Below are 17,008 nucleotides of genomic sequence, written 5' to 3'. Positions count from 1 at the left end.
CCCTAGACGTCGCCGACGTCCACCGGGTGACCTCCGAGGGACCGCGCGTCGACTCCGGCGTCGACCGCGGCGCCGTGCTAGACCGGGGGAGTGACCAGGGAGCAGCAGGACGCCGTGCGCACGACCCGCCTCGCGCTCGCCTCGACCCTCGTCGTGATGGTCGTCGTGGCGCTCGGTGCGAGCATCGGCGCGGCCGTCGTGGGCGGGTTCACGGGTCTCTACGCCCTGGCCCTGCTGCCGCTGGGCGGGGTGGCGCTGGTGGCCCTCGCGCTGTGGCTGGTCGCCCGGAGGTCGGCGCGCCTCGCCGGCCCGGCCGGGTGGGTCGCGGGCCTGGGGTGCGGCGCGCTCGCGGTCGGCGCGCTGCTGGCCCTGGTGCCGCACCTGACCCGCTCCGGCGGGCTCACCGACGACGAGCTGGTGGCGGCCGTGGGGTTCGCGGTGACGGCGGTGCTGTACGCCGTACCGGCCGGGCTGCACCTGCGCGACGTGGTGGCGCGCCGGTCCTGAACGCGCCACCGCCGCACGACCTCCCAGGAAGGCCTACGGCGGTGGCGGGTGGAGCAGGTGCTCAGATGTCGCGGAACGGCTCGATGTTCGCGCCCAGCAGGTTGAGGCGCTCGGCGAGGTCCTCGTAGCCGCGGTGGATCACGTAGGTCGAGCGCAGCACCGAGGTGCCCTTGGAGGCCAGCATGGCCAGCAGGATCACGACGGCGGGCCGCAGCGCGGGCGGGCAGACGATCTCGGTGCCGGAGAAGTGCGTCGGCCCCTCGATCATCACGCGGTGCGGGTCGAGCAGCTTCACGTTGCCGCCCAGCTTGTTGAGCTCGACGAGGTAGATCGCCCGGTTCTCGTAGACCCAGTCGTGCAGGAGGGTCTGGCCGTTGGCCACCGCGGCGATGACGGCGAAGAACGGCAGGTTGTCGATGTTGAGGCCGGGGAACGGCATCGGGTGGATCTTGTCGAGCGGCGCCTTCAGCTCCGAGGGGTACGTCGTGAGGTCGACGAGGCGCGTGCGGCCGTTGAGCGCGACGTACTCGCTCGTGCGCTCGTAGCGCAGACCCATCTCCTCCAGCGTCGCGAGCTCGACCTCGAGGAACTCGATCGGCACGCGGCGGATGGTGATCTCGGAGCCGGTGACGATCGCGGCCGAGAGCAGCGACATGGCCTCGATCGGGTCCTCGCTCGGCGCGTAGTCGACGTCGACGTCGATCTCCGCCTTGCCGGTGACCGAGAGCGTGGTCGTGCCGACGCCCTCGATGACAACGCCGAGCTTCTGCAGGTAGAAGCAGAGGTCCTGGACCATGTAGTTCGACGACGCGTTGCGGATGACGGTCGTGCCGGGGTGCAGCGCCGCCGCCATGAGGGCGTTCTCGGTGACGGTGTCGCCGCGCTCGGTGAGCACGATCGGGCGCCGCGGCTCGACGCCGCGGTCGACCTGCGCGTGGTAGAGACCGTCGGTGGCCTTGACCTCGAGCCCGAAGTGGCGCAGCGCCGACATGTGCGGCTCGACCGTGCGGGTGCCGAGGTTGCAGCCGCCGGCGTAGGGCAGGTTGAAGGCGTCGACCCGGTGCAGCAGCGGGCCGAGGAACATGATGATCGAGCGCGTACGGCGCGCTGCCGCGGCGTCGATGTCGGAGAGGTCGAACTGGGCCGGCGGCACGATCTCGAGGTCGTTGTCGTCGTTGAGCCACCGGGTGCGGACCCCCAGGCTCTCCAGCACCTCGAGGAGGCGGTTGACCTCCTCGATGCGGGCGACCTTGCGGAGCGTCGTGCGCCCGCGGTTGAGCAGCGAGGCGCAGAGCAGCGCCACGCCGGCGTTCTTGGAGGTCTTCACGTCGATGCTGCCCGACAGCGTGGTCGGGCCGGTGACGCGGAGGTGGGTGGGTCCGGCGCCGAGCGCCACGATCTCGGAGTCGAGGGCGGCGCCGATGCGCGCCACCATCTCCAGCGAGAGGTTCTGGTGGCCACGCTCGATGCGGTTGATCGCACTCTGCGACGTCGAGAGGAGCTCGGCGAGCTGCGCCTGGGTGAGGCCCCGGTGGATGCGGGCGTCACGGATCAGCTTGCCGATGCGGCCCTTGTAGTCAGCCTGGTTGTCGACAGTCATGCCGACCAAGGTATCTCAGATATGAGATAAGGCAACGCAGGTCCGACGACGGTGCGTCGCGCCCGGGCTGGGCACCCGGTGGCAGGATGCGAGACATGCGAGCCACCACCATCCACGGTCCCCGCGACATCCGCGTGGAGGACGTCCCGGACCCCCGGATCAAGCGCCCCACCGACGCCATCGTCAAGGTCAAGGCGGGCTGCGTCTGCGGCTCCGACCTCTGGCCCTACCGCGACGAGAGCACCTCGGGCGGCCACACCATCGGCCACGAGGCGATCGGCGAGATCGTCGAGGTCGGCGGCGAGGTCCGCGACTTCCGGGTCGGCGACTTCGTCGTCGTGCCGTTCTGCCAGAGCGACAACACCTGCGCCGCGTGCGCGACCGGCGGCTACGGCGGCTGCGAGAACCTCGGCATGACCCAGTCGGGCCAGGCGGAGTACACCCGGGTGCACCAGGCCGACGGCTCGTTGGTCGCCGTCCCCGACGGCGAGCCCGACGCCGCCCTGCTGCCGTCGTTGCTCACGCTCAGCGACGTGATGGCCACCGGCTGGCACGCCGCCGTCAGCGCGGGCGTCACCCCCGGCTCCACGGCGGTCGTCGTCGGCGACGGGGCGGTCGGCCTCTGCGGGGTGCTGGCCGCGCGCGAGCTCGGGGCCGAGCGCATCATCGCGCTGTCGCGCCACGAGCCCCGGCAGGAGCTGGCGAAGAAGTTCGGCGCCACCCACATCGTCCCGCAGCGCGGCAAGGAGGCGACGGCGGCGGTCATGGAGATCACCGGCGGCGTCGGCTCCGACGCCACCCTCGAGTGCGTGGGCATGGACGACGCGATGCGCACCGCCTTCGCGGTGGCCCGTCCGGGCACCACGGTCGGCTTCGTCGGCGTGCCCCAGGACGTGCAGCTGCCGATCGGCAAGATGTTCTCGAAGAACATCGGCCTCGCCGGGGGCATGGCGCCGGTGCGCAAGTACCTGCCCGACCTGCTCGACCGCGTGCTCACCGGCGCGATCGACCCGGGCCAGGTCTTCGACCTGACGCTGCCGCTCGAGCAGGCCCCCGAGGCCTACCGGGCGATGGACGAGCGCCGCGCGATCAAGGTCCTGCTCCAGCCGTGAGCGACCCCGTCGGCGACACCACGGGCGAGGGCACCGGCCAGGTGCTCGAGGGCAACGAGCAGCTCGGCGGCCCCATCCGTCTCGGCCCCCTCATGCGGTACGTCGACACCGACGTCGCCACCGTCTGGGTCGAGACCGAGGAGCCGGGCCTCGTCGAGGTCGTCACCGAGCACGGCCGCTGGGGCGCCCGCACGTTCGGGGTCCGCGGCCACCACTACGCCCTCGTCGACGTCACCGGGCTCGCGCCCGGGGACCACACGCCGTACCGCGTGGAGGTGGACGGCGAGGAGGCCTGGCCGCCGCCCGGCGGCAGCCTCGACGGCGACGACCGGCTGCCCCCGCCGATGATCGTCACGCTCGACCAGGACAAGCCGCTCCGGATGCTGTTCGGCTCCTGCCGCACCAGCGTGACGCACGACGAGGTCGGCAACCGCACCCACGGCGTGGACGCCCTGCGGGCCTACGCCCTGCGCATGTCGGGCCTCACCGCGGCCGGACCGGACGACCCGGACGGCGAGGCCAGCCCGCCGTGGCCCGACCTCATGGTGTTCCTGGGCGACCAGGTCTACGCCGACGAGACCACGGCCGAGATGCAGGAGTTCATCGAGTCGCGCCGCGACATCGAGCAGGCGCCGTGGAAGGAGCTGGCCGACTTCGAGGAGTACGCGCACCTCTACCGGCTGGCCTGGTCGGACCCGGTCAACCGCTGGCTGCTCTCCACCGTGCCGAGCGCGATGATCTTCGACGACCACGACATCCGCGACGACTGGAACACGTCGCAGGCGTGGAAGGAGCAGATGGAGACCACGGACTGGTGGCACGGGCGCGTGGTGGCCGGGCTCGCGTCGTACTGGGTCTACCAGCACCTCGGCAACCTCAGCCCCGACGAGCGGTCGCAGGACCCGGTCTGGGCGCGGGTGCTGCAGCACCAGGTGGCCGGCCACGAGCACGAGATCGACGTCAGCGAGCCGCTCGAGGAGCTGGCCGACCTCGCCGACCAGCAGCCCGAGAGCTACCGCTGGAGCTACTCCCGGCAGTTCGGCACGCAGGCGCGGCTCGTGGTCGTCGACTCCCGGGCGGCCCGCGTGCTCGACCCCGAGGCCCGCTCGATCCTCGACCAGCGCGAGCTGGCGTGGCTCGACGAGCAGATGCGCGGGGACGTCGACCACCTGCTGGTCGGGACGTCGCTGCCCTTCCTGCTCGGCACGGGCCTGCACTACGTGGAGGCGTTCAGCGAGGCCCTCGCCGGCGGGGCGTGGGGCCGGCAGCCGGCGCGCCTGGGGGAGTGGCTGCGCCAGACCGTGGACCTCGAGCACTGGGCGGCGTTCCAGAACGGGTTCCGCGACGTCGCCGCGATGGCCCTCGAGGTGGCGGCCGGGCGCCGGGGCGAGGCGCCGCGCACCGTCACCTTCCTCTCCGGGGACGTCCACCACAGCTACGTCGCCGAGGCGTGGCCGCGCGAGCCCACGCCGGCCGGGCCCCGGCCGAGCCGGATCATCCAGGCGGTGTGCTCGCCGATCCGCAACCCGCTGCCGCGGCGCATGCGCTTCGCCACGGCCGCGCTCTCGTACGGCGTGGCCGGCCCCATCGGGCACGTCGTCGCGCGCTCCGCCAAGGTCGCCGAGGCGCCGCTGACCTGGAAGAACCTGCGGGGCCCGTGGTTCGACAACAACATCGCGTCGCTCGAGGTCACCGACGACGGGCTGCGGATGTGGTGGGCGCGGGGCAAGGTCGACGGTAGCGACCACGCGCGGCCGGTGCTGACCGCGGTGGCCGACGTCGACCTGCGCACCCGCGCCTGAGACGCGCCCGACGCCGGCGCGGCGCACCTGAGGGGCCGACCCTCAGGTGCGCAGCACCTTGCGGGCCAGCAGGTTGCCGGCCAGCTGGGCGAGCTGCACGATCGCGACGAGCAGGAGCACCGCGGTCCAGGTGACGACCCAGTCGAACTGGCGGTAGCCGTACTGCTGGGCGAACGTGCCGAGGCCGCCGCCGGCGATCACGCCGGCGATGGCCGACGCGTCGACGATGGCCACGAACGCGAACGTGAAGCCGAGCACCAGGGGGCCGAGGGCCTCCGGCACCAGCACCGTGCAGGTGACCCGCAGCCGGCTCGCCCCCATCGCGCGCGCCGCCTCGATGACGCCGGGGCTGACGCTCACGAGGTTCTGCTCCACGATGCGCGCGATCATGAACATCGCCGCCAGCGTGAGGGCGAAGACGACCGCCTTGGTGCCGATCCCGATGCCGACGACCAGCCGGGCGGCCGGCTGCACCGCCGCGATGAAGATGACGAACGGGATGGGCCGGAAGAAGTTCACCAGCGTGTTGAGCAGGACGTAGGCCGGCGTGTTCGCGTAGAGGCCGCCGCGCTTCGTCAGGTGCAGGGCGAGCCCGAGCAGGAGTCCGAGCGCGCCGCCCAGCACGAGCGTGATCGAGACCATGGTGAGGGTCTGCCCGAGGGCCTCCCACACCTGCGGCCAGAGCTCCGGCAGCCGGGTGTCGACGGCCAGCGTGGTGACGGCGTCCATCACTCGACCTCCTCGAGGCGCACGAGGCCGGCGACCTCGTCGATCGCCGCCTGGACGGCGTCGGGCTCGCCGTCGAGGGCGAGCGTCAGGTTGGCGAACGTGCGCTCGCCGACGGCCTCGATCCCGCCGTACACGAGCTCGAAGCCGACGCCGTGGCGGCCCAGCGCGTCGTACACCTGGGACTGGCGCACGTCGGCGTCGCGGAAGGCGAGGCGGACGAACCGCCCGGAGTGGCGCCCGCGCAGGACGGCGAGGAGCTCGTCGTCGGGCCGGTCGTCGACGACCGTGCCGACGAACCGCCGGGTGACGGCGTGGGCCGGGTCGGCGAAGACGTCGGCGACGACGCCGCGCTCGACCACCTTGCCGTGCTCCATCACCGAGACGGTGTGGGCGAGCTGGCGCACGACCTCCATCTCGTGGGTGATGAGCACGATGGTGACGCCGAGGTCGCGGTTGACCCGGCGGAGCAGGTCGAGCACGTCCCGCGTCGTCTCCGGGTCGAGGGCGCTGGTGGCCTCGTCGGCCAGCAGCACCTTCGGGTCGGTCGCGAGGGCGCGGGCGATGCCCACGCGCTGCTTCTGCCCGCCCGAGAGCTGGTCCGGGTAGGCGTGCGCCTTGTCGGCGAGACCGACGAAGTGCAGCAGCTGCGAGATCCGCTTCTGGTGCTGGTCCTTCGGCACCCCCGCCACCGTGAGCGGGTAGGCGAGGTTGCCGTAGACCGTGCGCGAGCCGAACAGGTTGAACTGCTGGAAGATCATGCCGATGTCCCGGCGGACCTGCCGCAGCTGCTTCTCGGGGAGCCCGACGAGCTCGGTCCCGTTCACGACGACGCTGCCGGAGGTCGCCTCCTCGAGCGCGTTGACGAGCCGCACGAGGGTCGACTTCCCGGCCCCGGAGTAGCCGACGATGGCGTGGATCTCGCCACGCTCGACGGTCAGGGAGACCCCGTCCACGGCACGCACCGCGCTGGCGCGGCGGCCGCGGCCGGGGAACTCCTTGACGACGTCGGTGAGCTGGACGACGGACATCAGCCCTCGTTCGCCTCGACCGTCTGCTCCTCGAGGTCGGCGAGGATGGCCTGCAGCTCCTCGGCGGGGATCTTCACGAGCTCCGCGGTGCCGCCCGAGGCGTCGAGCACGCCCTCCTGGACCTCCTCGTTGTTCTGGTAGACGTCGACGAGGGTCGCGTAGGTGTCGTCGTCGGCGTCCTCGGACCGCACGACGAAGACGTTCACGTACGGCTGGGCGGACGCGTCGGCCGGGTCGTCCTTCGCGATGGCGTCGTCGAACGTGAGGCCGGTGTTCTCGACGAAGTCGTTGTTGATGACGGCCGCGGCCACGTCGGGCAGCGAGGCACCGGTCAGGTCGGCCTGGACGGCCCGGACCTCGACGCGCGAGGAGTCCTCGACGTCGGCGACGGTCGAGTAGGCGGAGCCGCCGTCCGCCAGCTCGATGAGGCCGGCCTCCTGCAGGATCAGCAGCGCGCGCGCCTGGTTGGTGTCGTCGTCCGGGACCACGACGGTCTCGCCGTCCGGGATGTCCTCGGGCGAGTCGTAGTCGTTCGAGTAGAGGCCGAGCGGGTAGATCGCGGTCGAGCCGACCGGGGTCAGGTCGTCGTCGTTGGCGACGTTGTAGCTCGCCAGGTAGAGCAGGTGCTGGAACTGGTTGACGGCGATCGCGCCCTCGGAGAGCGACGGGTTCGGCTGCAGGTAGTCCGTGAAGTTCTGGATGTCGAGCTTGATGCCCTCGTCCTCCAGCGCGTCGGCGTAGGTGTCCCAGTAGGCCTCGCTGGCGTCGGCGACGCCGATCCTGACCTCGGTGAGGGGCTGGCCGTCGGCGCCGACCTCGTCGTCGCCGCGGTTGAGGGCGAAGACGACGACGGCGGCCACGATCAGCAGCACGACCACGACGGCGGCGATGATCGGGAGCCGTGACTTCGGCTTCTCGACGAGGGGAATGTTCTCGGACATCGGGTGTTCCTGTTCTGCGGCTCGTGACCGCCTCGACCTGGTGCGGCGGGTAGCCGCGACCAGGAGACGGTAGAGCGTCGTAACCCCAGTGACATACGGGTCTTACATGGTGGTGACGTGACGATCGTCTCGTGACGGCGCCGGTGGCGGCGGTCCCCGAGCCGCTCCGCGCCGTACGATCGGCGGGTGAGCGAGCGCGAGACCCTGACCTGGGAGACGTACGGTGTGGCGGCGAGGCAGCTGGCGCAGCAGGTGGCCGACTCGGGCTTCGTGCCCGACGTGGTGCTCGGCATCGCGCGGGGCGGCCTGATCCCCGCCGGCTCCATCGCCTACGCGCTCGACTGCAAGAACCTCTTCACGATGAACGTGGAGTTCTACACGGGCGTGGGCACCACGCTGGACGTGCCGACGATGCTCCCGCCGTACCTCGACGCCGGCGAGCTCGACGACCTGCGCGTGCTGATCGTCGACGACGTCGCCGACTCCGGCAAGACGCTCGAGATGGTCTTCGACTTCTGCCGCGACCACGTGGCCGAGGCGCGCACGGCGGTCATCTACGAGAAGCCGCGCTCCTCGATCAAGGGCGACTACGTGTGGAAGCACACGGACCTCTGGATCAACTTCCCGTGGTCGTCGGAACCGGCGATCACCGACCGCTCCGGGGTCAGGGACGCATGAGTCCGGTCCACCCCCTCAACCCCGTCGGGCAGCCCGCCGTGCTGCAGCGCTACCTGCAGCGCTCGCGCGACGCGGTCGTCGCGGCGGTCGAGGGCGTGGGGGAGCACGACGCCCGGCGGTCGCTGACCCCGACGGGCACGAACCTGCTCGGCCTGGTCAAGCACCTCGCCGGCGTCGAGCTGGGCTACCTCGGCGACTGCGTCGGTCGGCCGTCCGGGATCGTCCTGCCCTTCGAGGAGGACGGGTCGATCGACGAGAACGGCGACCTGTGGATGCGCCCCGACGAGACCCGGGAGTGGGTGCTCGACCTCTACCGGGCCGCGTGGGCCCACTCCGACGCGACCTTGCGCGAGCTGCCGCTCGACGCGCCGGCCACCGTGCCGTGGTGGGGCGAGCGGGGCGCCACCACGCTGGGGCACCTCGCGGTGCACGTGCTGCTCGACAGCGCCCAGCACGCGGGGCACGCGGAGGTCCTGCGGGAGGGTCTCGACGGGTCGACGGGCACGCCCCGCGACGCGATGGGTGACGACGACTGGTGGACGGCGTACGTCGCCCGCGTCGACGACGCTGCCGCGCCGTACCGCGGTCGCTGACCCGCGTCAGCCGCGCCGGTCGGCCCGGTCGTGCCGGTCCCTCCGGCGGAACGGGAGGGCGTCGCAGGCGGCCAGCGCCCAGAGCACGAGGAGCGGCTGGAAGAAGAGCCGCGTGAGCCGGGCGCCGTCGGTGTCGAGCCCGAAGGCGGAGGTGCCCTCGACGTACTGCGCGACGTTGCCCGGGAAGACGGCCACGAAGAACGCGGCGACGACCCAGCCGAGGCGCCGTACGGTCGCGACGTGACGCCCCGGTACGGCGACCAGGGCCACCCCCAACACGATCTCGACGACGCCGGAGAGGGCCACGACCAGGCCGGTGTCGACCGGGAACCAGTCGGGCACCTGGGCCGCGAAGGTGTCGGCGGCCGCGAAGTGCAGCATGCCGGCTGCCGAGAGGAAGACTCCCAGCAGCCGGCGCGCGATGCCGCGGACGACGCTCATGCTCCTAGCTCCGTGCCGCGTGGTCCCACGTCGTGCCGACTCAGGCCGCGGTCTGCTCGGGGAACAGGCCCCGCAGCATGTCGGCGAAGGACACGACGCCCATGAACCCGTCGCGGCCGCGGACGACGGCGAGCTGGGCCCGCGCCTCCCGCATGTCGGCCATCGCGGAGAGCACGGTGGCGTCCGGCTCGAGCTCGTGGCACGGGCGCACCAGCGCGGTGACCGGGTCGCCCGGCGCCTCGCTCAGCGTGTCGCGCACGTGCACGAGGCCGACGGGGGAGCCGGGCTCGCCCACGAGGATCCGCAGGTGGCCCGAGGCGCGGCTCGCGCCCTGGACGTCGGCGATCGTGGCGTCCGCCGGCACCGCCGTGGGCGGGCTCGGCTTCACCAGGTCGCGGACCTGGAGACGACCGAGGTCCAGCGCCCCCGACAGCTGCGCCGAGTAGCTGGCGTCGAGCGCCCCGACCGCCACCGAGTGCTGTACGAGCTGGCGCAGCGACTCGGGGTTCTGAGCGGCGGTGAGCTCGTCCACGGCCTCGACACCGACCCGGTGCAGGCACCAGTTGGCGGCGTTGTTGAGCACGTGGAGCAGCGGGCGGGTGACGAACATGAACCCGCGCATCGGGATCGCCAGCATGGTCGCCGACTTCTCCGGGTGGGCGATCGCCCACGACTTCGGCGCCATCTCGCCCACCACGAGGTGGAGGAACGTGACGATGAGCAGCGCCAGCACGAAGCCGGCCACGTCCGCGAGCCACAGGGCGATGCCCCACGTCTCGAAGAGCGGGGTCAGCCAGTGGTGCACGGCCGGCTTGGTGATGGCGCCGAGCGCGAGCGTGCAGACCGTGATGCCGAGCTGCGAGCCGGCGAGCAGCACCGACAGCTCGGAGGCGCTCCGCAGGGCGGCGCGGCCCGAACGGCTCTTGGTCGCGGCGTCCTCGAGGCGGTGCTTCTTCGCCGCGATCAGGGCGAACTCGACCGCGACGAAGAACGCGCTGAGCCCGATGATCAGGACGGTGGCGGTCAGTACGACCCAGGGGTTCTCCATCACGCCTTCACCTCCTCGTCCGGCGTCGCCGGGTGGTCGTCGGGCTCACCGGTGTCCTTGTCGGCGGTCTGGTCGCCGGTCTCGTCGGCGGGATCCACCAGGCGCAGGTGCAGGAGGCTGGGCACGTACTGCTCCACCTCGAGCACCTCCACGTCGAGGAACCACACGGCGGGCTCGTCGGCCACGGCCAGGTCGGCGAGGTCGTCGGGCAGGCGCACCCGCAGGTGGGTGCCCGGGTCGGGCAGCGCGCCGTGCTCGGCGATGACGAGACCGGCGACGGTCTCGAAGTCGCCCTCGGGCAGGTCGCGCTCGATGATCCGCTCGACCTCGTCGATCGGGATGTCGCCGCGCATCTCCCAGCCGCCGCGCACGGCGTCGACCCGGAAGACCGGCTCCTCGGGCTCGTCGTGCTCGTCGCGGATCTCGCCGACGATCTCCTCGACGAGGTCCTCGAGCGTCACGATGCCCGACAGGCCGCCGTACTCGTCGACGACGCAGGCCATCTGCTCCTTCGCCTCCCCGATGGTGCGCAGGGCGTCGGGCATCGGCATGAGCTCGGGCACGACCACCGGCGGACGCACGACGCTCGCGACCGGGCGGGTCCACGGGTCGTCGCCCTCGGCCAGCGGCAGGGCGCCGAGGTCGAGGAGGTCGACCATGTGGACAATGCCGACGATCGCGTCGTCGTCGTCCAGCACGGGGTAGCGGGAGTGACCGGTGCGCATCAGCTCGCGCACCTCCGCCAGCGTCGTGTCGGAGTCGACGGTGTCGACGCGGCTGCGCGGCACCATGGCGTGCTCCACGTCCTGCTTCGGGAAGTCCAGCACCCGGTCGAGCAGCACAGACATCTCGTCGGTCAGCTCGCCCGAGGCGCGCGACTCGGCCACGATGTGCTCGAGGTCGCGCGGCGTGGCCGAGCTCTCGACGTCGTGGACGGGCTCGATCTTGAGCGCCCTCAGCAGGAGGTTCGACGACTGGTCGAAGACCCAGATCAGCCAGCCCGTCACGGCGAGGTAGCCGAGCGTCGAGCGGGCCAGCCACCGGGCGACCGGCTCGGGCCGGGCGATCGCTAGGTTCTTCGGGAACAGCTCGCCGAAGAGCATCTGGATGATCGTGGAGAAGCCGAGCGCCAGCACGGTGCCGATCGCCACGCCCGTGGCGGTGGGCACGCCGGCACCCCCGAGCAGGTCGCCGAAGGCGGACCCGATGAGGGGCTCCGCGACGTACCCCACGAGGAGGCCGGTCACGGTGATGCCGAGCTGGGCGCCGGACAGCATGAAGGAGGTGCGGCTGGTGACGGAGAGTGCGCGCTTGGCGCTCGCGTCGCCGGCTTCGGCCTGCGCTCGCAGGCTCGACCGGTCGACCGCCATGTAGGCGAACTCCTGGGCGACGAAGTAGCCGGTGGCGACGGTGATCAGGAAGACCACGACGACGCCGAGCAGGAGCGAGAGGATGATGCTCACCGGGCGACCGCCTGGAGGGTCGCGCTCGCGGGAGCGGGTGGTGCGTGGGGATCGGGAGCGGTGCTCGATCGCGGAGCGGTGCTCGGTCTAGGTGGGTCGGACGACGGCCCGTTCAATTCCATTCCTCGGATCGGTGGCCCACGCCGGGAGCGGCGCAGGTCTCGGAGAGGTCAACGTACGAGGTCGGGCCGTCGTTCCCCGCATCCGGCACGATTCCGATCGGGTCGCACGCCCTCAGGCGGCGTGGCCGGCCTCGAGCAGCCGCACCTGGGCCCGGGCCACCTCGAGCAGGCGCTGCGAGAGCGCCGGGTCCTCCTGGGCGACGTCGCGGGCCAGGGTGAGGGCGCCGACGAGGCTCGCCAGGGCGGCGAGGGAGTGGTCGCCGAGCGACTCCGCCGACGAGGCCCGCACCGCGTCCGGGCAGGGCACCGCCTCGGGCACCTCGTCGGACGCCTCCTTCACGAAGGTGTCGAGCAGGGTGGCGAGCTTGAGCAGGCCCTGCGCGTACGACGCCCGCGGCGCCTCCGACTGGCGTGCGGTGTCGGAGGCGAACGCCGCGGCGGGGCACCCCGTCCCACGGGAGTCGCGGTGGCCGACGCTGAGGTAGGCGTCCGCGATCGCGGTGAGCGGCCGCTCCGGGTGGGCCTCGCCGATGGCGCGCATGAGCGCGACGTTGGTGTCGAACGCGGCCGAGATCGCCTCGGCGAGCAGGTCGTCGCGGGACCCGAAGTGGTTGTAGAACGTGGCCCGGGTGACGCCGGCGGCGCCCATGAGGTCGCCGACGCTCGGGGCGTCCGGCCCGCGCTCGCGGAACACGGTGCTGGCCGTCTGGACCACGCGGTCACGGTTCTCGGCGAGCTCGGTCGGACGACGCGACATGAGGCTGCTCCTCGGTCGGTGATCACTGCAGCCGGGTGGTGGCCGGCCTGCGCGACGACCCGTTCCCCCGGGTGGCGACACGGTATCCAGGCTAGGTGTCTTGACACCCGGCTCGGCAAGAATCCTGGACAGTTGACTAGACCAGAGGGCGGGGCGGGACCGACCTCTGGACCTCCTGAGCTCAGCCCGCGTGGGTCGCGAGGAGCACGAGCGCGACGACGAAGCCGGCGGCCACCCCCAGCGCCATCCCGGCGTACGCCTCGCCGCGGTTCGTCGCGAGACCGCTGTCGGCGCGCTGGGCCCCGACCAGGCCCAGCACGACGGCGAGGGCGCAGGCCGGGAGCGCCACGAACTCGCCGACGAACGGCACGAACGCGAACACGAGGGCCACGACGCCGGTCAGCAGGGCGGCCCGGCCGACGCCGTTGCGCGCCGGGGGCGTCACCGGCCGGTACTCACCCACGTCAGGGAGCCGCCGTGCGCACGGCGGCCCGCGCCGCGGCGGGGGAGCCGGGCGTGGGGAACCAGCGCCACACGACGGCCGACTGGGCGAGGGTCCAGAGGTTGTTGCAGACCCAGTAGACGAGCAGCGCCACCGGGACGACCCCGCCGGCGAGGAGCAGGCCGCCGGCGGACAGCGCCGGCATGATCCGCTGCGCGTTGGCGACCGCCTCCGGGAGGTCGGCCACGCTCATGTTGGTGCGCACGAGGTAGTGCTGGGTGACGAAGGAGAGCAGCGCCGCGGTGGCGGCCAGCCCGGCGACCACGGCGAGGTGGGCGGCGCCGCCGCCGACGTACCCCCGACCGGCGAGCGGGACCCCGGCCAGCGTCGCGGCGCCGAGCGAGGCCACCAGGTCGCTCCCCATGGCGCCGACCGGGTGACCGGCGGCGACGTCGGAGACCAGGTGGTAGAGCGCGAACCAGATGGGCAGCTGCACGAGCACGGGAAGGCAGCCCCAGCGGGAGACACCGTGCTCGGCGGAGATGCGGCGGCGCTCCTCGGTGAGGGCGCGGAGGCTCTCGGTGTCCCTGCGGCCCTTGTACTTCTTCGTGAGCTCCTGCAGCTGGGGGCGGGCGCGGGCGGACGCGTGGGCGGTGCGGACGCCGTGGACGGCGAGGGGCAGCACCGCGAGCCGGACGGTGACGACGACCGCGGCGATGCTGAGGACCCAGGTCGTGCTCGACGACGCGTCGGTGCCGAGCGAGGTGAGGGCGGTGTGGGCGGTGGCGACGACGCCGGCGAGGGCGTGCGAGAGGGGATCGAGGACGGACACGGGTGCTCCTGGGGGCGGTGCGGACGGGTGGCGGAGGCTCGCGCGGGGCGAGGGTCAGCCGAGTCCGGGGGCACGGGGGAGGAGCGGGTGGTGCACGGTGTCGGTGACGCGACCCCGCAGGGTCGGGCGGGCCGCGTACGTCGTGGGCGGGACCCCGTGACCGGCGGTGGCGAGGAGCACGGCGCGGCTCAGCGCGGGCCGTGCGAGCGCGGTGAGCGCGAGGGTGACGACGGCGACCGCGAGCGCGTCGGTGGTGCCGGACGGGCCGAGCAGGGCCGCCGGGGCGACGAGGGCCAGGACGGTGGTGACGAGGGCGACGAGCGCGAGGCGGACCGGCGTGGTCACGCTGTGCAGGCCCCGGGTCATGGGCGGAACTGTAACCGGTGGAGCGCGGTCGCGGCCGGGCCCGTCGTCAGGCCGAGCTCACCGGCCCCGCGGCGTCGGCCCCGGTCTCGGGCGGGGCGCCGTACCGCGTGGCCGCCCAACCGTCGCGGCGCACGAGGGGGAGCGGGACCGGGCCGGCGGCGGTGCGAGCGACCACCGAGACGAGGAGGACGTGCGCCGGCACGTCGGCGTAGGTGGTGACCACGACGTCGCCGCGGCGGAACCACGCGGGCCGCGGAGGGAACCGGGCCGGGTCGTCACGGGAGTACGTCGCGTGGAGCGCGGCGGCGGCGTCCGGTCCGCCGGGGTGGCGACGGCGGCGACGGACCAGGACCGCGTCGGTCTCGCGGCGGCGCCACCGCGCCGTACGCGTGCGGAGGCCCGTCACCGCGTACGCGAGCAGCCAGGTCGGGAGGAGCACCACGCCGACGGCGACGGCGACGGCCACCGCGGGCGGTTCGGTGGAGGCGACGTCGCGGCGGAGGTCGGTGAAGGAGGCCACCGCCACCACGAGCAGGGCGGAGGCGGTGAGGGCGAGGACAGCGAAGACAGCGGTGAGGGCGCGACGCGTCTCCCGGTGGAAGGCGTCGGGGGTCGCCGCGAGCACCGGGTCGTCGCGCTCGGCCGGAGTCGTCACGCGATCGCTCGTGGCGGTCGGTCAGGTCCGTCGTCGGCGAGGCGGTCCGCCCCGGTCTCGTCGTCCATCAGGTCCCTCGTCTCTCGTCCCCGCCCGGTCGCCGGGGGCGGCGGTCGGGCCGGCGAGGGTCTTCCCGCGCGACGGTGCGGGGAAACGGGGAAGGGGTCGGACGGTCAGCGTCCCCGGATCGTGGTCCTGGGAGGATCTCGACGAACACGTGGAGGAGACACGATGAGGCTTCCCGGCTGGCGCGAGATCGCGCCCGACGACCGGTGGGAGTGGCTGACGTCGGCGTGGGCCGATCGGTACCCGGGGGGCCGACCGGTCGGCTACGAGCTGCGTGACCGTCTTCGATCGCGGTGGGTGCGGTTCCACAGCCTGCCGGAGTCGAAGCGCTACCCGGAGTCGGCAGCCGAACGAGCCGAGGTGGTCCGGCGGCACCGTGACGTGCTCGCCGATCTACACGCAGCCGACGGTGAGCTCGTGGTGGTCCTCGGCTCATGGAGTCCGCGACCACGCCCGCGCGTCCGGGAGCGCCCGGCCTTCGCTCTGGAGCCGACCTCCTGGCGTTCCTTCGTGCACGACCGGGACGCCGGAGGGCGCGACTGGTGGACGCACCTGTTCGTCGCACTGGCCCCGGCCGCCGGTGCCGCGATCGACGACCTGCTCCTGCTCGTCGCTGACGAGCTGGACGCGGACGTGATCCTCACCGACTCGACTCTGGCCTGGCTCTACCACCCGTACGACGGAGGCGCGGACGTCATCGCGGCGTCCGTCGAGGAACGTGCCGCGCTCGCCGATCGCCACGCCTCCTGGGTGGCGCCCCGTGTCGATGGACTGTGACGCCGGATGACGGTCGACCTGGCCGCACCGTCCTGAACCTCCACCGTCACTGCCGGCCGCGCAGGGCCGCGCGGCCGACTGACGCACACGGGCGGCCGGCACGATGGGCACCCCCCGTGCCTCTCGCCGGTCCGTCGAATGACGTGACGGCGGCGTCGCCTGCTGGCACGATCGGGGCGTGACCAGCAGCCCGTCGGACGAGCAGCGTCTGCGCGACCTGGCCCTGCTGCGCCGTGTGCGCGACCGCATGGACCGTGACTACGCCCAGCCCCTCGACGTCGAGGCGCTGGCGCGGGGCGTCCACCTCTCGGCCGGCCACCTGAGCCGGGAGTTCCGGCGGGCGTACGGCGAGTCGCCGTACTCCTACCTGATGACCCGGCGCATCGAGCGCGCCATGGCGCTCCTGCGGCGGGGCGACCTGAGCGTGACCGAGGTCTGCTTCGCGGTGGGGTGCTCGTCGCTGGGCACGTTCAGCACGCGCTTCACGGAGCTGGTCGGCGTGCCGCCGAGCGTCTACCGCGCCCGGGAGTCGGAGGCGACCACGGGCCTGCCCGCGTGCGTCGCCAAGCAGGTGACGCGACCGGTCAGGAATCGAGAAGCCCGACGGCCCGAGCGGCACCTAGCGTGAGCGCCATGGACCTCACCATTCACTCGACGTTCCTCCCGCACAGCGACCCGGAGGCCTCGCTCGCCTTCTACCGCGACACGCTCGGGTTCGAGGTGCGCCTCGACGTCGGGTACGAGGGCATGCGCTGGATCACCGTCGGCCCGGTCGGCCAGCCCGACACCTCGATCGTCCTGCACCCACCGGCCGCCACCCCGGGACTCACGGACGACGAGCGCCGCACGATCGCGGAGATGATGGCGAAGGGCACCTACGCCTCCCTGCTGCTCGCCACCGCCGACCTCGACGCCACCTTCGAGAGCGTGCAGGCCAGCGGGGCGGAGGTCGTCCAGGAGCCGATCGAGCAGCCGTACGGCGTGCGCGACTGCGCCTTCCGCGATCCCGCGGGGGCCATGGTCCGGATCCAGGAGAGGCGCTGAGCGAG

General features: G+C 72.8%; 20 protein-coding genes. 8 read left to right on the top strand and 12 right to left on the bottom strand.

Annotation, left to right across the window (positions count from 1 at the left end; all coding sequences use genetic code 11):
- The first annotated feature begins 90 nt into the window (after positions 1-90).
- Positions 91-507 (top strand): hypothetical protein, encoded by a 417-nt coding sequence (locus tag K329_RS0111025; protein WP_028473082.1) that lies wholly within the window; start codon positions 91-93, stop codon positions 505-507.
- A gap of 61 nt (positions 508-568) precedes the next feature.
- On the opposite strand, the gene K329_RS0111020 is transcribed toward K329_RS0111025, so the two are convergent.
- Positions 569-2,107: a UDP-N-acetylglucosamine 1-carboxyvinyltransferase gene (locus tag K329_RS0111020; RefSeq protein WP_043643011.1), complete on the bottom strand. Its 1,539-nt coding sequence runs from the start codon at positions 2,105-2,107 to the stop codon at positions 569-571.
- A gap of 95 nt (positions 2,108-2,202) precedes the next feature.
- Between K329_RS0111020 and K329_RS0111015 the strand changes: the two genes are divergently transcribed.
- Together K329_RS0111015 and K329_RS0111010 are read left to right on the top strand one after the other, a co-directional pair.
- Complete coding sequence (locus K329_RS0111015) at positions 2,203-3,219, top strand: zinc-dependent alcohol dehydrogenase family protein (protein ID WP_028473080.1); 1,017 nt, start codon at positions 2,203-2,205, stop codon at positions 3,217-3,219.
- Complete coding sequence (locus tag K329_RS0111010) at positions 3,216-5,021, top strand: alkaline phosphatase D family protein (protein ID WP_245596521.1); 1,806 nt, start codon at positions 3,216-3,218, stop codon at positions 5,019-5,021. The genes K329_RS0111015 and K329_RS0111010 overlap by 4 nt, the downstream gene beginning before the upstream one ends.
- A 42-nt stretch (positions 5,022-5,063) precedes the next feature.
- On the opposite strand, the gene K329_RS0111005 is transcribed toward K329_RS0111010, so the two are convergent.
- From K329_RS0111005 to K329_RS0110995, 3 genes are read right to left on the bottom strand one after another with little or no spacing between them, the layout of a single operon-like run.
- Positions 5,064-5,750, bottom strand: a complete 687-nt coding sequence (locus tag K329_RS0111005) for a methionine ABC transporter permease (RefSeq protein WP_043643009.1) — start codon at positions 5,748-5,750, stop codon at positions 5,064-5,066.
- Positions 5,750-6,778 (bottom strand): methionine ABC transporter ATP-binding protein, encoded by a 1,029-nt coding sequence (locus tag K329_RS0111000; protein WP_028473077.1) that lies wholly within the window; start codon positions 6,776-6,778, stop codon positions 5,750-5,752. The genes K329_RS0111005 and K329_RS0111000 overlap by 1 nt, the downstream gene beginning before the upstream one ends.
- Complete coding sequence (locus K329_RS0110995; RefSeq protein WP_052336753.1) at positions 6,778-7,719, bottom strand: MetQ/NlpA family ABC transporter substrate-binding protein; 942 nt, start codon at positions 7,717-7,719, stop codon at positions 6,778-6,780. Before K329_RS0110995 ends, K329_RS0111000 begins: the two co-directional genes overlap by 1 nt.
- Positions 7,720-7,905: 186 nt before the next feature.
- Between K329_RS0110995 and K329_RS0110990 the strand changes: the two genes are divergently transcribed.
- Both K329_RS0110990 and K329_RS0110985 read left to right on the top strand, forming a co-directional pair.
- Positions 7,906-8,397 carry a phosphoribosyltransferase gene (locus tag K329_RS0110990; protein WP_028473075.1) on the top strand — a complete coding sequence of 164 codons (492 nt, stop codon included), beginning with the start codon at positions 7,906-7,908 and terminating at the stop codon, positions 8,395-8,397.
- Positions 8,394-8,990 (top strand): DinB family protein, encoded by a 597-nt coding sequence (locus K329_RS0110985; protein WP_052336750.1) that lies wholly within the window; start codon positions 8,394-8,396, stop codon positions 8,988-8,990. The genes K329_RS0110990 and K329_RS0110985 overlap by 4 nt, the downstream gene beginning before the upstream one ends.
- A gap of 6 nt (positions 8,991-8,996) precedes the next feature.
- Here K329_RS0110985 and K329_RS0110980 read toward each other — a convergent pair whose 3' ends face one another.
- From K329_RS0110980 to K329_RS0110945, 8 genes are all read right to left on the bottom strand, one after another.
- Positions 8,997-9,431, bottom strand: a complete 435-nt coding sequence (locus tag K329_RS0110980; protein WP_028473073.1) for a DoxX family protein — start codon at positions 9,429-9,431, stop codon at positions 8,997-8,999.
- A 40-nt stretch (positions 9,432-9,471) separates the two neighbouring features.
- Positions 9,472-10,479 carry a CNNM domain-containing protein gene (locus K329_RS0110975; RefSeq protein WP_028473072.1) on the bottom strand — a complete coding sequence of 336 codons (1,008 nt, stop codon included), beginning with the start codon at positions 10,477-10,479 and terminating at the stop codon, positions 9,472-9,474.
- A complete protein-coding gene (locus tag K329_RS26195; RefSeq protein WP_052336748.1) occupies positions 10,479-11,942 on the bottom strand; it encodes a hemolysin family protein in 1,464 nt (487 codons plus the stop codon). The genes K329_RS0110975 and K329_RS26195 overlap by 1 nt, the downstream gene beginning before the upstream one ends.
- A 234-nt stretch (positions 11,943-12,176) precedes the next feature.
- A complete protein-coding gene (locus K329_RS0110965; protein ID WP_028473071.1) occupies positions 12,177-12,821 on the bottom strand; it encodes a TetR/AcrR family transcriptional regulator in 645 nt (214 codons plus the stop codon).
- 181 nt (positions 12,822-13,002) lie between these two features.
- Entirely contained in the window at positions 13,003-13,284 is a 282-nt protein-coding gene (locus K329_RS0110960; protein ID WP_028473070.1) for a hypothetical protein, read from the bottom strand.
- 1 nt (position 13,285) lies between these two features.
- Positions 13,286-14,095: a membrane protein insertase YidC gene (gene yidC / locus K329_RS0110955; protein WP_028473069.1), complete on the bottom strand. Its 810-nt coding sequence runs from the start codon at positions 14,093-14,095 to the stop codon at positions 13,286-13,288.
- Positions 14,096-14,149: 54 nt separating this feature from the next.
- Positions 14,150-14,461, bottom strand: a complete 312-nt coding sequence (locus tag K329_RS0110950) for a hypothetical protein (protein ID WP_028473068.1) — start codon at positions 14,459-14,461, stop codon at positions 14,150-14,152.
- Between the two features lie 46 nt (positions 14,462-14,507).
- Positions 14,508-15,116, bottom strand: coding sequence for a hypothetical protein (locus K329_RS0110945; RefSeq protein WP_028473067.1), 609 nt, complete (start codon positions 15,114-15,116; stop codon positions 14,508-14,510).
- A gap of 231 nt (positions 15,117-15,347) precedes the next feature.
- On the opposite strand from K329_RS0110945, the gene K329_RS0110940 reads away from it, so the two are divergent.
- The 3 genes from K329_RS0110940 to K329_RS0110930 all read left to right on the top strand — a co-directional run bounded on the left by K329_RS0110940 (position 15,348) and on the right by K329_RS0110930 (position 17,003).
- On the top strand, positions 15,348-15,959 hold the full coding sequence (locus tag K329_RS0110940) for a DUF3885 domain-containing protein (protein WP_052336746.1): 612 nt from the start codon (positions 15,348-15,350) through the stop codon (positions 15,957-15,959).
- Positions 15,960-16,137: 178 nt separating this feature from the next.
- Positions 16,138-16,587 carry a helix-turn-helix transcriptional regulator gene (locus K329_RS0110935; protein ID WP_028473065.1) on the top strand — a complete coding sequence of 150 codons (450 nt, stop codon included), beginning with the start codon at positions 16,138-16,140 and terminating at the stop codon, positions 16,585-16,587.
- Positions 16,588-16,592: 5 nt separating this feature from the next.
- Positions 16,593-17,003, top strand: coding sequence for a VOC family protein (locus K329_RS0110930; RefSeq protein ID WP_028473064.1), 411 nt, complete (start codon positions 16,593-16,595; stop codon positions 17,001-17,003).
- The last annotated feature ends 5 nt before the right edge of the window (positions 17,004-17,008 follow it).

Origin of the sequence: Nocardioides alkalitolerans DSM 16699 (genome assembly GCF_000426525.1) — a bacterium.
Taxonomy (GTDB): Bacteria; Actinomycetota; Actinomycetes; order Propionibacteriales; family Nocardioidaceae; genus Nocardioides; species Nocardioides alkalitolerans.
Note: the sequence above shows the minus strand (reverse complement) of the source record. Positions and strands in the feature narration are given on the sequence as shown.

What these genes read in the sequence shown, in the direction of transcription:
- K329_RS0111020 (WP_043643011.1), bottom strand. Translation starts at nt 2,107, where the DNA reads ATGACTGTCGACAACCAGGCTGACTACAAGGGCCGCATCGGCAAGCTG.
- K329_RS0111015 (WP_028473080.1), top strand. Translation starts at nt 2,203, where the DNA reads ATGCGAGCCACCACCATCCACGGTCCCCGCGACATCCGCGTGGAGGAC.
- K329_RS0111005 (WP_043643009.1), bottom strand. Translation starts at nt 5,750, where the DNA reads ATGGACGCCGTCACCACGCTGGCCGTCGACACCCGGCTGCCGGAGCTC.
- K329_RS0111000 (WP_028473077.1), bottom strand. Translation starts at nt 6,778, where the DNA reads ATGTCCGTCGTCCAGCTCACCGACGTCGTCAAGGAGTTCCCCGGCCGC.
- K329_RS0110995 (WP_052336753.1), bottom strand. Translation starts at nt 7,719, where the DNA reads ATGTCCGAGAACATTCCCCTCGTCGAGAAGCCGAAGTCACGGCTCCCG.
- K329_RS0110985 (WP_052336750.1), top strand. Translation starts at nt 8,394, where the DNA reads ATGAGTCCGGTCCACCCCCTCAACCCCGTCGGGCAGCCCGCCGTGCTG.
- K329_RS0110980 (WP_028473073.1), bottom strand. Translation starts at nt 9,431, where the DNA reads ATGAGCGTCGTCCGCGGCATCGCGCGCCGGCTGCTGGGAGTCTTCCTC.
- K329_RS0110975 (WP_028473072.1), bottom strand. Translation starts at nt 10,479, where the DNA reads ATGGAGAACCCCTGGGTCGTACTGACCGCCACCGTCCTGATCATCGGG.
- K329_RS0110965 (WP_028473071.1), bottom strand. Translation starts at nt 12,821, where the DNA reads ATGTCGCGTCGTCCGACCGAGCTCGCCGAGAACCGTGACCGCGTGGTC.
- K329_RS0110950 (WP_028473068.1), bottom strand. Translation starts at nt 14,461, where the DNA reads ATGACCCGGGGCCTGCACAGCGTGACCACGCCGGTCCGCCTCGCGCTC.
- K329_RS0110940 (WP_052336746.1), top strand. Translation starts at nt 15,348, where the DNA reads ATGAGGCTTCCCGGCTGGCGCGAGATCGCGCCCGACGACCGGTGGGAG.
- K329_RS0110930 (WP_028473064.1), top strand. Translation starts at nt 16,593, where the DNA reads ATGGACCTCACCATTCACTCGACGTTCCTCCCGCACAGCGACCCGGAG.